A 14004-nucleotide genomic window follows, 5' to 3' on the forward strand; every position below is an offset into this window, starting at 1 on the left:
AGCGGATAATATTATTTAAGCGTTTCAACACGTTAGTAAAACTGAAAATGACGACGGTAAATTACTAATACAATTAAGCGTCTTCAACTGTTTTTCGCAGGCGTGTTCTTCGATTAAAAGCTTCGAGATTATCTAAGACTTTACTTTCTAAGAAATCAATTACTTTTTCTTCGACCTTACGCTTGTTTTTATAGACTTTGTTAATGTAGGTTATTCCGCCAGGTGACATAACATTAACTTCAACTAATTTTCCACCGATAACATCAATTCCTACAAAATATAAGCCATCTTTTACCAATTTTGGCCCTATTTGCTTACATAAAGCTTTTTCTTCTTTAGTAAGCGTATGTCTTTGTACAGAACCACCAGCAGAAACATTTGAGCGATGGTCATCATTACCAGGAACACGTCTCATGGCACCAACAGGTTCACCATTTAGCAACAAAATACGGACATCACCTTTATCGGCACCTTCAATATAATCTTGAAGTATAACGTAATTAGATTCGCCATCACCAGCACTTATATAAAAATCTAAAAGTGAATTTATATTATTCATCGCTGATTTTTCAATTAAAATAACTCCAGAACCACCAAATCCATTTAAAGGTTTCAAAATCATTTTATCTGACTTTGAATCTTTAATTTGCTGAACTAAGTATTCTTTATTTTTTGATACATGCGTGTTAGGAATAATATTGCTGTGCGCATCTCCAAAAGCAGCAGTGTATAATTTGTTATTGGCTTCGCGCATGCCTTGAAGGGAATTTACGATAAACACATCATCTTTAACAGAATCTAAAAAGTTAAGCATTAATGGATCTAGCGGCGGATTTGCTCTAAAGAAAATAGCATCAAACCCAGCAAGCGGCAACATTTCTTCCCTTAAATTCGCTTTATTATAAAACGCTTTTAATGATGCCGGTACTTTATCCATTCGGCCAACTACCGTACAAAAGGCATTAGTTACGCTATCTCGTATTGTAAGGTTTGCTGGTGAGCACATGGCAACACCATGACCACGTTTTACACATTCTTTAATTAAGGCTAAACTCGTATCGTTTTCTGGGTCAATTTTTTCCCAAGGATACATGATAAAGCAAATATTCATAGTTTTCGGTTGGTTTTAGTATGAAGTGAAAAGATACTAACTTTTCTTTTTTCTATGAAATTATGAAAGAAATTTATGCTAAGTCAACTCTTTGATTGCCTCAAGTATGGTTATTTGCTCTTTTAAAAAAAGTTGTTTACTTATTTTACTTCCTCATAATGGTCATCCCACTCTTTTGGTTTTGGGTTATCATGAAGTTTTCCAAGAGACTTTGCCACCAACATTGACACTGTTGCATCACCAGTAACATTAACAACAGTTCTGCACATGTCCAAAGGTCTATCTACTGCAAAGATTAAGGCCAAACCAATAGGTAATAATTCTGCGGGAAAACCTATAGATTCTAAAACAATAACCAACATTACCATACCAGCGCTTGGTACTGCTGCAGAACCAATTGACGCTAATAAAGCTGTAAAAATGATAACCATTTGATTGGTAAATGTTAAACCTTCAGGCCAAATTACTTGCATGATAAAAACGGCTGCAATTCCTTGGTATAAACTTGTTCCGTCCATATTTACAGTAGCACCAACTGGTAAAACAAAACCAGACACTTCTTTGTCTACACCCAAATGTTCTTCCACACGTTCCATAGTTACCGGCAATGTCGCTGCACTACTACTAGTAGAAAATGCTAATAATTGTGCCGGACTAATTTTATTTAAAAACCACATTGGTGATTTTTTGGCATAAACGCTGACTAGTAAAAGATAAAAACCAATCATTAAAACCAAGCCACCAACCACGCAAAATGCATATTGAAGAAGTTTTACAAGAATTGTTGTATCGTCAAAAGCAATAATAACGTTTGCCATTAGTGCGAAAACTGCATACGGTGCAAAAAGCATGATTAAATCTACCATTTTCATGACGACTTCATTGAGAGAATCAAAAATATCAATCATGGGTTTGGCTTTCTTCTCTCCAATCAACAACAAGCAAATTCCAACAAAAAGCGCAAAGAAAATGACCTGTAACATACTTGCATCTGCCATTGACTGAAAGATATTACTTGGAAAAATATCAACCAATGCTTGTAAAGGTCCAGCATCTTTTTGAGCACTGGCTTTCATCAATTTATCTGTAACACCAGCATCATTCTCATATTTTTGTTTGATATTCTCAATTGTTTCCGCAGGCATTCCAGCGCCAGGCTTTACAATATTTACAATCGACAAGCCAATTACAATAGCTACTAAAGTAGTTGCCACATAGATTCCGATAGTCCGTAATCCCATGCTTTTAATTTTAGAAATATCTTTTAAATCTGAAATTCCTTTTATTAAAGATGCTAGTATTAAAGGAACCGCAATTAGCTTGAGAAGATTAATGAAAATCTTACCAAACGGTGCAATCCAATCGGTTACAAATTGTTGTCCGTTTACAGAATTCATGATAAATCCGAAAATGATTCCAAGAACCATTCCGATGATGATTTTCCAGTGTAATGCGAGTTTTTTCATAAGTCGTTTTACCTTTCAGAAATCTTTCTAAAGAAAGAAATTCCGACAAAGTTTATTGTTTTAAATTATAATTTACCATTTAGTAGTTTCAGTACGTCTCAACAGCATATAATCTGCAATAACCAACGCTGCCATAGCTTCAACAATAGGTACGGCACGTGGCACAACACATGGGTCGTGACGGCCTTTGCCTTGCATCTCTACGGTTTCCCCTGAGCTATTAATGGTTTCTTGTTTTTGTAGAGTTGTTGCAACTGGCTTAAAAGCTACTCGAAAATAAATGTCCATTCCGTTAGATATTCCGCCTTGTACACCACCAGATAAATTGGTTTGCGTTGAGCCATCTTCGTTAAATTTATCGTTATGGTCGCTACCTTTCATTCTGGCACCGCAAAAACCGCTTCCATATTCAAATCCTTTTACAGCATTGATGGATAACATGGCTTTACCAAGTTCGGCATGAAGTTTATCAAAAACAGGCTCACCCAAACCTGCAGGTACATTTTGTATAACACAAGTAATTGTTCCTCCAATAGTGTCGCCTTGTTTTTTTATTTCGGTAACTTTAGCAATCATCTTTTCTGCGGTTGCTGCATCTGGGCAACGGATTGCATTGTCTTCAATTTTAGAAAAATCTAAATCTTGATAAGGTTTGTCGATAAAAATATCGCCAACTGAGGATGTAAATGCATTGATGTTAACTTGATTAATAAATTGCTTTGCAATAGCTCCAGCAACTACTCTACTTGCGGTTTCTCTTGCAGAACTTCGTCCGCCACCACGATAATCGCGTACACCATATTTTTGGTCGTACGTATAATCGGCATGGCTTGGTCTATAAACATCTTTAATATGTGAATAATCTTTCGATTTTTGATTGGTATTGTGGATTAAAAAACCAATTGGTGTTCCTGTTGTTTGTCCTTCAAAAATACCTGAATAAAATTCAACTTCGTCTGGCTCTTTTCGTTGTGTTACAATTTTAGATTGTCCAGGTTTGCGACGATTCATTTCGCGTTGTATGGCTTCAAAATCAAGTTTTATTCCTGCAGGGCAACCGTCAATTATACCACCAATTGCTCTACCATGAGATTCACCAAAAGTGGTGAGTTTAAATAGTTTTCCGAAGGAATTTCCTGCCATTTCAATTTATTTTACGCTAATGTAATTGTAATCTTAGAGAAACAAAAACGCAATATTAAATTTGTGCTATGCGTGAATCTTAAATTCGATAACATTTTAATAACAATTCCCTTATAAAGAGTTAATTATACAGTAACCTTTAAGTTACAAATGAAGGAGTTATTTGCAGTATTAATTTTCTAAAGTTGAATATTAAACGCAAATTAGATATTGTTGTTATTTCGGATGTACATTTGGGTACAAAAGCTTGCCATGCAAAAAAGTTAATTAATTACTTAAACAGCATTGAGCCTAAGCATTTGGTGCTTAATGGCAATATTTTAAATACTTTTAAGTCTGATAAAAATCATTTTTCGAAATCTCATTTTAAAGTTTTAAAGAAAATTATAAATCTTTCTGTGAACGGCACCAAAGTTACCTATGTAAAAGCAAAAGGTGAAGATGCGATTAAGAAAACCCAATATTTTAAAGTTGGAAACATCTCGTTTGTAAATAAATTGTTACTAAATGTTGATGGAAAAAAGGTGTTGATTATTAATGGCGATGTATTTGATTTTGCAATTCGGAAAACGTATACCTTAAACAAATTTGGACGCATTGGTTTTGAAAGTGCTTTACTTTTAAACAACCTTTTTAATTGGTATAAAAAAAGTATTAATAAGCAAAAAGAATCCAATTTTGCAATAGAAAATAGAGATATAAAGTATGTCGATTTTTTTGAATCCTTTATATCAAAATATGCCAATAAAAAGAGATGTGATTATGTCATTTGCGGACATATAAACGCTCCGAAAATTAAAAACAGAAAAAACGGAACTGTAAAGTATTTGAATTCCGGTAATTGGACTGAAAATTTTACAGCATTAGAGTATCGATTAAAACGTTGGAAATTATACAATTACAAAAACGATAAACTTATCCCGTTCGTGCCAGATGATGATTTTGATGAGGTAAAATTAAAAGAATTTATTTCGGCGATTACCATTGTAAAGCTGCCAAATTCTGAAGATTAATTTATAACAACGCTTGTCTTAAAATAGTCACAGGATGCTTTGCAATAACATCTGTGCCATCTTTAATTTGATGCCTACAACTTGTTCCATTTGCAGCAATAATAATATCTTTTGAAGCTTTACGAACTGCAGGAAAAAGCGTTTGCTCACCTATTTGCATACTAACATTAAATTTATCTTTTTCATAGCCAAAACTACCAGCCATGCCACAACATCCACTTGGGATAATAGTGACTTTATAATTATGAGGAAGATTTAGGACATCAAAACTACTTTTTTGATTGGCCAATGCTTTTTGGTAACAATGCCCATGAAATTTAATAGTTCTAAACTCTTTAGTAAATTGCTCTGAGGTAATGTTTCCTAATTCAATTTCTTTCTGAATAAACTCCTCAATTAAAAACGTATGTTTTGCGATGCTTTTTGCGGCATCTTTGTCATCAGCTAATTTTATGTATTCATCTCTAAAAGTTAAAATGGCGGAAGGTTCTATGCCTATTAATGGCGAGTTTTCATCGATAAGATTTTTAAAAATCGTAATATTTTTATTAGCTAAAGATTTGGCTTTATCTAAAATTCCTTTTGAAATTTGAGCGCGACCACTTTCAAAATGATTGATGTAAATGAGTTTGTAATTTAACCGTTTTAACAAAATTTCGACATCTTTGGCGATATCAGATTCTAGATAATTAATGAATTCATCTACAAATAAATAAACTGTTTTTATCGGATTAGAAATATTTGAACCATCCTCGTTTTTATAAGCTTTTGTAAATCTTGGTAAACTTCGTTTAGGATGAATTCCGAGACTATTTTTTATAAGACTTCCAAGAATCTTATTTTGAAACAAGGCATTATTTAATTTAGGAAATTTAGCACCTATTTTATTGTATTTACTTGCATTGGCAAAGAATTTTTCTTTAAACGAAACACCATTTGCTTTTTGATACTGGTATTGAAATTCGGCTTTTAAACTCGACACATCTACACTACTTGGACATTCGGTTTTACACGCTTTACAGCTTAAACACAAATCAAAAACATCTTTTAATTCTTGATGATTAAATCTATTTTCTTTTTTAGAAGTCGTCAAAAATTCTCGTAAGGCATTAGCACGAGCACGCGTGGTGTCTTTTTCATTACGAGTAGCTCTGTAACTCGGACACATCGTTCCGCCAAACTCTGGTAATTTTCTGCAATCACCAGAGCCATTACATTTTTCGGCTTCACGAAGAATTCCTAAGGATTCTGAAAAATCTAAAATTGTTTCAATTTTTGGTTCTTCTCTACCAACTTCGTAACGCAAATTTTTATCCATCGGTAAAGCATCAACAATTTTACCTGGGTTAAAAATATTATTTGGATCAAAGGCTGATTTAATTCGTTTTAAAATTTGATAGTTTTCTTCTCCAATCATCAACGGAATAAATTCTGCTCGGACAATACCATCACCATGTTCTCCAGACATTGAGCCTTTATATTTTTTAACCAAATGCGCCACATCTGTTGTAATCTTTCTAAATAATTTTACATCTTCTTTATCCTTTAGATTTAATATTGGTCTTAAGTGGATTTCGCCTGCACCTGCATGTGCATAATAAACCGCATTTTGGTTATAGGTTTTCATTAAAGCCGTAAACTCAGAAATAAAAGGACTTAAATCATCTAAAGCTACCGCAGTGTCTTCAATACATGCTACTGCTTTTTTATCGCCAATCATATTACCCAACAATCCTAAACCTGCTTTACGCAATTCCATAGCTTTGGTGATGTCTTCACCCTTTAAAATAGGTTGCGCATAACTTAAATTTTGTGTTTTTACGGTGTTAAGAAATTGAGCGATTAAATTTTCTAAATCGTCATCTGTTTCGGCCTTAAGTTCACACATTAAAATGGCAACAGGTTCACCTTCGATAAATTTTCGGTTTTCTTGTTGTGTTTTATTGTGCTTTGTAAGATTTAAAATAGTATCATCCATCATCTCACAAGTATGTAAATTGTGTTGCATAAGCCCTTTTACGGAGAACATGCATTTTTCAATACTTGCAAAATGCAATGCAACCATTACATTTTTAGAAGGTGGTAAATCATCTAATTGTAGGGTTATTTCAGTAGTAAAGGCTAAAGTGCCTTCGCTTCCGGCGAGCAATCGACACATATTAAAATCTTCTGAATAATTATCTGAAAAGACATTATTCTTTATAATCTCATCAATAGCATAACCTGTGTTTCGTCTGTGGATTTCGGGTTTAGGAAAATTTTTATTTATTTGATTTTTAATAGTTTCAGAATGTAATTCTTGATAAATTGTACTATAAATTTTTCCCTCTAAATTGCTTTGCTTTCGTTTGTTTTCGAATTCTTTTTTTGAAATTGATTTAAATTCAATTTCGCTCCCATCACTTAAAATTGTTTTAAGAGAAATAACTTTGTCTCGTGTAACACCATATTGTATAGAAGTTGTACCCGAAGAGTTATTACCTACCATTCCGCCAATCATACACCGATTAGAGGTCGATGTATTTGGTCCAAAAAACAATCCAAATGGTTTTAAATAGTTATTTAACTCATCTCGGACAACTCCTGGTTGTAGAGTTACTGTTTTGGCAGATTTATTTACAGAAATAATCTTATTAAAATATTTAGAAACATCGACAACAATACCATCACCAACACACTGTCCAGCCAATGACGTACCAGCTGTACGAGGAATTAAAGACGTATTATTTGAGTTAGCAAACGCTATAAGTTCCCTTAAATCTTTATGAGACTTAGGCAAAGCTACTGCTACAGGCAACATTTTATAAACTGAGGCGTCTGTGGCGTATATTTTGCGCATCAGGTTATCCGTGTGTAATGAACCGTCTAAGTTATTTTTTAAAGATTTAAGTTCCTTTTTCAATCTTTTTTATTTGAGTTCATAAAACTATTAATAATTATACATTCTTATACAGTTTTAGCGTTATTATTGTGAATCAAATAAATCAATTAAATAAACTCATTATGAAAAAACTAATTTTATCGGCAGTTGCCGTATTTGCTTGTGTTTTATTTACTAACGCACAGTCTATTGCAGATAATGCTATTGGCTTACGCTTGGGTGACAGTGACGGTTTTGGTGCTGAAATTTCTTATCAACGTGCACTTGGAGATAACAATCGATTAGAACTCGATTTAGGTCTAAGAAGCGGTAACAGTTTTGATGGATTTAAGCTCGTGGGTCTTTACCAATGGGTTTGGAACATCGATGGTGGTTTTAACTGGTACGCTGGCGCTGGTGGTGGATTGGCATCTTACGAATTTGATAATGTTCCAGCTGGCATTGATGATAGCGAAACCTTTTTCTTTGTTGCGGGAGATGTTGGAATAGAATATAATTTTGATATACCACTTATACTTTCATTAGATTTTAGACCAGAATTTGGTTTTGGAAATGACAGATTTGATAATGACGATTTAGACTTTGATATTGCTTTGGGTATTAGATATCAATTCTAAACAGAAAAGATAGATTTTAATAGCCATTTTTTCCTTCACAGGAGAATATGGCTTTTTTTTATTTTGCTAAACATTCAGATAATGTGCGCTCATAAATTTCCTCGTACATCGGCACAATTGCTCGCAAATCAAATTTTAAAGATTGTTTTTTAGCATTGATTTTAAATTGATTTAATGTTTCTGAATCTCGTAATATTTTAATTGCATTTTTAGACATATCGCCAACATTCCCAACATCGCTCAAATATCCTGAAAACCCATTCGCATTTACTTCAGGCAAACCACCAGTGTTAGATGAAATAACAGGAACACTTGCAGCCATAGCTTCAAGTGCTGCTAAACCAAAACTTTCTGTTTGAGATGGAAGCAAAAATAAATCGGTAAAGCATAAAATTCGGTCTATTTCGTTACTGTTTCCAAAGAATACAACTTTATCACTAATCCCTAAATTTTGAGCCAATTCTTGTGCAGGTTCTCGTTCTGGACCTTCACCAACCATCATTAATTTAGCAGGGATTTCTTTTTGAATATTATTAAAAATTCGAATGACATCAGGAATGTTCTTAACTTCTCTAAAATTACTGATGTGAGTAACAATCATTTCATTTTCAGTAGCCATAGCTGTACGTTGACAGTCGGTAAAATTTGGTTGAAACTTTTCTACATCGATAAAATTTGGAACAACTTCGATATCTACTTTAATGTCAAATAATCGAAGCGTATCTTGCTTTAAACTTTCTGATACTGAAGTAACTGCGTTAGATTTATTAATACTAAAAGCAACTGCAGGTTTGTAAAATGGATGACTACCTACTAAAGTAATATCTGTGCCGTGTAACGTTGTTACAATTGGAATAAAGATACCTTCTTCTTTAAGCATTTGTTGAGCCATATACGCTGCATAAGCGTGAGGAATAGCATAATGCACATGAAGTAATTCTATACCATATTGCTTTACCATATTTACAAGTTTGCTAGATAACGCAAGCTCATAGGGTTGATAATGAAATAAAGGATATTCTGGGACATTTACTTCGTGAAAATGGACATTATTACTTAATAATTCAAGTCTAACAGGCTGTTTGTAAGTTATAAAATGAATTTCGTGACCACGTTTAGAGAGTTCTAAACCAAGCTCTGTAGCTACAACGCCGCTACCTCCAAAAGTTGGGTAACAAACAATTCCTATTTTCATTTTTGAATTTTTATTTCTGCTAATTTAAAGGAATAATAACGCTTGAGAATACAGAAATGATAATTTAACGAATAATTTAGAACCTTTTTATTCTTCGATTGCTTCGTAAATATAGCGCTGAATTTCGGTTCTTATATTTTCGCGTAATAATAAATTTTTACCAGCTTTTGGATAAGTTCTATTAGCTAAAAAGATATAGACAATTTCTTCTTCTGGGTCTGCCCATGCATATGTTCCAGTAAAACCAGAATGGCCAAAACTTGTCATAGATATACAGCCACAAGTTGGTCCAACATCTCCTAATTGTGGCTTGTCAAAACCTACTCCACGACGATTATCTTTATGGCAAAAATGGCATTTTGTAAATTCGTCAAGTGTATCAGTGTTAAGATAGCGTTTGCCACCATAAAATCCTTTTTGCATATACATCTGCATAATTTTTGCGACATCGTTAGCATTACTAAAAATGCCTGCATGTCCTCCAACACCATCTTGCATTGCTGCACCCATGTCATGTACAAAACCATGAACTTTTTGATTTCTATAATAATCATCAACTTCTGTTGGAACAATATCCTTTAAGCTAAATTTATCTCGTGGATTATACGTTGTATAGTTGGCACCTAATGATTGGTAAAAATGGTCTTGTACCAATTCGTCTAAACCTTTGTTATGATAATACTCTAAAAATCGCTTAAGTATATAATATGGCAAATCGCTGTATCTATAACGTAAGCGGTCTAGTAAATCTGATTCTTTAATTATCTGCTGTATAGAATCTTGATACTCTCTTTTCATAAAAAGTTTGTCGGTTACCTGCACATTAAAATCACCAGTTTTTGTAGTTCTGTACCATTTTTTTGAAGGCTTGCCAGTAACAGTATCTAGAGTTTTTGCATAAAATGGTACCCAAGGCTTTAAACGTGCATAATGCGAAAGCATTTCTTTAATTGTGATATTCTCTTTATTGGTGCCTTTGTATTCTGGCAATAATTTAGAAATTTTTGTATTAAGACTAATAACATTTTTCTCTTGTAGCTCCATCATAAGTGGTAAAGTCGCTAAGATTTTTGTAAGTGAGGCTACATCGTAAACATCGTCAAAATCTATTTTATTCTTTTTGCTATATGTGTGATACCCAAAATTTTTGTTGTAAATGACTTTTCCTTTTCTGGCAACCAATAACTGAATTCCTGGAGTCATTTTCTGATTAACTGCATAATTAGCTATAGAATCTAATTTTTGATTTAATTTTTTGGAGTTCATCCCAACATCTTCTGGTAAGCCATAAGATAAATTGCTTAGTGCACCAAAGGTAATACCATCTGCAACAGAGAAATATTCACCAGCAGAAACAGGAAGTTTTCCCTTCGCTTTAATAGCGCCAAAAAGTAATTGCGCAGATTTTTGTTGAGCAATTTCACTATTTTGATAACTCATTACAATACCTTCAATGTTTTCTATTGTTGATAAGTCCATTAATGCATAAGGCCTCGCAAAAACATCTAAAATTACTGTATTTGTTCTAGCAATTTCATAAAGCCATGTCAACTCTTTTGTCGAAAATTTATAAGATTTCCATGGATTATCATTCGATTTATGAAAGCCTAAGATTACTGTATTGTAGTTTTTTAGTTTACCTAATAAATCACTTAGGTTTTCTGCTGAAACCTTATGAACTTTGGTATATCTTTTTAATTCTGAATAAAACGAGGAGCCATTATCATCACCTAAAGACACATAAGCAATTTTTTTTGTCTCAAGATTTCGTAATGGTAAAATATCATTCTTGTTTTTTAGAACCGTAATCGCCTCTTCCATCAACTTTCCATACAAAACGTCATCCTTAATACGTTTGATATCACCATGTGCACCACGAATATCTAATGGTTTGTAGTTTTGAAGTCCTACTTTATATTTCGCCATTAAAATTTTCTTAACCGAATGTGCCAAACGCTCTTCTGTAATATCGCCTTTATTAAAAGCTGCAGTAATTTTTTCGATGCCTTTTTCAACATTTTCAGACATGAGCATTACATCGTTTCCTGCTTTAAAAGCCATTAAATCTATTTCGCCTCGTGTATCTATTTTTCCTTTTGAAACGCCATCCACACTTGGGTTAACAAAATCTGCAGCACCTTTCATTGTTAACGCGTCAGTAAAAATAAGGCCTTTAAATCCTAATTTTTCTTTTAATATATCAGTTACTACATATTTTGACAATGAGGTAGGTAAACCATTCTGAATTCCTAATTCTGGAATGTTAAGATGAGCAACCATTACGCTAGATAAGCCTTCTTTAATAAGTTTTCTGTATGGATATAATTCTACCGAGTCGATGCGTTGTTTGGTGAAATTTACCGTTGGTAAAGTTTTGTGTGAATCTGCATCTGTATCACCATGACCTGGAAAATGTTTTGCATTTGCTAAAACGCCTGCATCTTGCATTCCTTTCATAAATGCAGCTGCTTTTTCCGTAACATTATATTTGTCTTCTCCAAAAGATCGATTACCTATAATTGGATTTTTTGGATTTGTATTAATATCTACAACTGGAGCAAAATTAAAATGCACACCAACGCGCTTACAGTGTTCACCAATTTGGTAACCTGTTTGTTCAATTAATTTATTATCAGAAATTGCACCAAGTGTCATATTCCATGGAAATGCATACGTAGAATCTAAACGCATACTTAAACCCCATTCAGCATCCATACCAATAAGTAATGGTACTTTTGATAATGATTGTAAATTATTATCAAGTTTAATTTGTCGTGTCGGTCCACCTTTTGAATAAATAACACCACCAATATGATGATTTGTAATTAATGCCGAAATCTGGTTTTCATGCTTGTAACCTTTGTCCGAAAATGCCTGCACCATAAATAATTGGCCAACACGTTCTTTCAATGTCATATTATTATAAATACTATCTACCCATTTTTGCTGAGCTTCAATATCATCTGCTAATAGTGGATTTGGCGTTTCTTCTTGAGAAAAACTATGAGTAAAAAATGAGAAAAATATTATGAAAGCTATATAACGCATGAAGTGTCTTTTTGGAAAGTAAATTAATAACTAATACTATGCCAAATTAGTATAATTAATATGAAGAAAAAAAGGCTTTAAGATAGATTTATAAAGACATTAATTAACAAGGTAAAGCTGAATTATTTGTCGAAGTTAACGAGCAATGAAGTCGCAAATTATTTTTACACAACGAATTAAAGAGCATCACAGAAATTCTAAGAGATTGTTGATAAAACAAATAACTTATTCAGACTCAAACTACGAACTTTCTTCTGCATACTTCTCACTGAATACTAATCATACAAATCTATATGCCTATCATGATATCCTAAAAGATATAAAACACCATCTAAACCAATACTTGATATAGAACTTTGGGCAGCATCTTTTACTTTTGGCTTGGCATGAAATGCAATACCTAAACCAGCTAAGTTAAGCATTGGTAAATCATTAGCACCATCACCAACCGCAATAGTTTGACCAATGTCAATTTCTTCGTTTTTCGCAATTAGCTTAAGATATTCGGCTTTTTTATCGCCATCAACAATTTCTCCAATATATCCGCCAGTTAGTTGGCCATCTTTAATTTCAAGCTCATTAGCATAGACGTAATCAATATCTAATTTTTCTTTTAAATAGTTTCCAAAATAAGTAAAACCACCTGAAAGAATTGCAGTTTTAAAACCATAAGCATGAAGCGTTTCAATGAGTCTTTTTGCACCTTTTGTAATCGGGAGGTTTTCAGCAACGTTCTGTAGTAGATCTTCTGATAAACCCTTAAGAAGTTTCATACGCTTTGTAAAACTTTCGTTAAAATCTATTTCGCCTTGCATTGCAGATTCTGTTATAGCTCTAACTTCATCTCCAACACCAGCGAGTTCTGCAAGTTCATCTATAACTTCAGTTTGTATTAGAGTAGAATCCATATCAAAGCAAACCAATCGCCTATTTCGCCTAAAAATAGTATCTTCTTGAAATGCAATATCTACGTCCAAATCTTTAGAAATTTGTATGAACTTTTCGGTTAATTCAGATTTGTTTTCAATTTTTCCTCTTATTGAAAGTTGTATCGAAGCTCTCGGATATTCTTCTTCTCTAACTAAAGACAGTCGACCTGTTAGGCGCTTAATATTATCGATATTAAGACCTATATCCGAAATGGCTTGCGTCACTTGAGATATCTGTTGTGCAGCCAATTTTTCGCCAAGAATTGTTATGATATAACGGTCTTTTCCTTGAAGATTGACCCATTTTTCATAATCTTCTAATGAAATAGATTTAAAAGTTGCAGTGACATCGAGCTCGTAGGCTTTAAAAAGTAAATCTTTTTGAACGGCCGAAGACGTTTCTCCAGCATCAATTTCAAACATCATACCTAGTGACAAAGTATCGTGAATGTTCGCCTGTCCAATATCTAAAATTTTAGCACCATATTGAGCCAAAACACTTGTTAAACCAGAGGTTAATCCAGGTTTATCTCTTCCAGAAATGTTAAGTAAAAAAATGTCTTTAGCCAAAAGATATAAGATTTGCGATTATTGATTTACG

The 14004-nt window shown here is 33.3% G+C and carries 9 protein-coding genes; 2 read left to right on the forward strand and 7 right to left on the reverse strand.

Going from position 1 to position 14004, the window contains the following annotated elements; translation table 11 throughout:
- Nucleotides 1–73: 73 nt before the first annotated feature.
- From gshB to aroC, 3 genes are all read right to left on the reverse strand, one after another.
- On the reverse strand, nt 74–1111 hold the full coding sequence (gene gshB / locus ACFQ1Q_RS01300) for a glutathione synthase (protein ID WP_386127171.1): 1038 nt from the start codon (nt 1109–1111) through the stop codon (nt 74–76).
- Nucleotides 1112–1251: 140 nt separating this feature from the next.
- On the reverse strand, nt 1252–2577 hold the full coding sequence (locus tag ACFQ1Q_RS01305; RefSeq protein WP_386127173.1) for a dicarboxylate/amino acid:cation symporter: 1326 nt from the start codon (nt 2575–2577) through the stop codon (nt 1252–1254).
- 72 nt (nt 2578–2649) lie between these two features.
- Complete coding sequence (gene aroC, locus ACFQ1Q_RS01310; RefSeq protein WP_386127175.1) at nt 2650–3720, reverse strand: chorismate synthase; 1071 nt, start codon at nt 3718–3720, stop codon at nt 2650–2652.
- 185 nt (nt 3721–3905) lie between these two features.
- On the opposite strand from aroC, the gene ACFQ1Q_RS01315 reads away from it, so the two are divergent.
- Nucleotides 3906–4733: a UDP-2,3-diacylglucosamine diphosphatase gene (locus ACFQ1Q_RS01315; protein ID WP_386127177.1), complete on the forward strand. Its 828-nt coding sequence runs from the start codon at nt 3906–3908 to the stop codon at nt 4731–4733.
- A 1-nt stretch (nt 4734) separates the two neighbouring features.
- Here ACFQ1Q_RS01315 and ACFQ1Q_RS01320 read toward each other — a convergent pair whose 3' ends face one another.
- A complete protein-coding gene (locus tag ACFQ1Q_RS01320; protein WP_386127179.1) occupies nt 4735–7635 on the reverse strand; it encodes an FAD-binding and (Fe-S)-binding domain-containing protein in 2901 nt (966 codons plus the stop codon).
- A gap of 101 nt (nt 7636–7736) precedes the next feature.
- Between ACFQ1Q_RS01320 and ACFQ1Q_RS01325 the strand changes: the two genes are divergently transcribed.
- Nucleotides 7737–8231, forward strand: a complete 495-nt coding sequence (locus ACFQ1Q_RS01325) for a hypothetical protein (RefSeq protein WP_386127181.1) — start codon at nt 7737–7739, stop codon at nt 8229–8231.
- 58 nt (nt 8232–8289) lie between these two features.
- On the opposite strand, the gene bshA is transcribed toward ACFQ1Q_RS01325, so the two are convergent.
- The 3 genes from bshA to serB form a co-directional block, all read right to left on the reverse strand.
- On the reverse strand, nt 8290–9426 hold the full coding sequence (gene bshA / locus ACFQ1Q_RS01330) for an N-acetyl-alpha-D-glucosaminyl L-malate synthase BshA (protein ID WP_386127183.1): 1137 nt from the start codon (nt 9424–9426) through the stop codon (nt 8290–8292).
- A gap of 87 nt (nt 9427–9513) precedes the next feature.
- A complete protein-coding gene (locus ACFQ1Q_RS01335; protein WP_386127185.1) occupies nt 9514–12474 on the reverse strand; it encodes a glycoside hydrolase family 3 N-terminal domain-containing protein in 2961 nt (986 codons plus the stop codon).
- A 275-nt stretch (nt 12475–12749) separates the two neighbouring features.
- Nucleotides 12750–13973 (reverse strand): phosphoserine phosphatase SerB, encoded by a 1224-nt coding sequence (serB, locus tag ACFQ1Q_RS01340; RefSeq protein ID WP_386127187.1) that lies wholly within the window; start codon nt 13971–13973, stop codon nt 12750–12752.
- Nucleotides 13974–14004: the final 31 nt, after the last annotated feature.

Origin of the sequence: Winogradskyella litorisediminis, assembly GCF_042675765.1 — a bacterium.
Lineage (GTDB): Bacteria > Bacteroidota > Bacteroidia > Flavobacteriales > Flavobacteriaceae > Winogradskyella > Winogradskyella litorisediminis.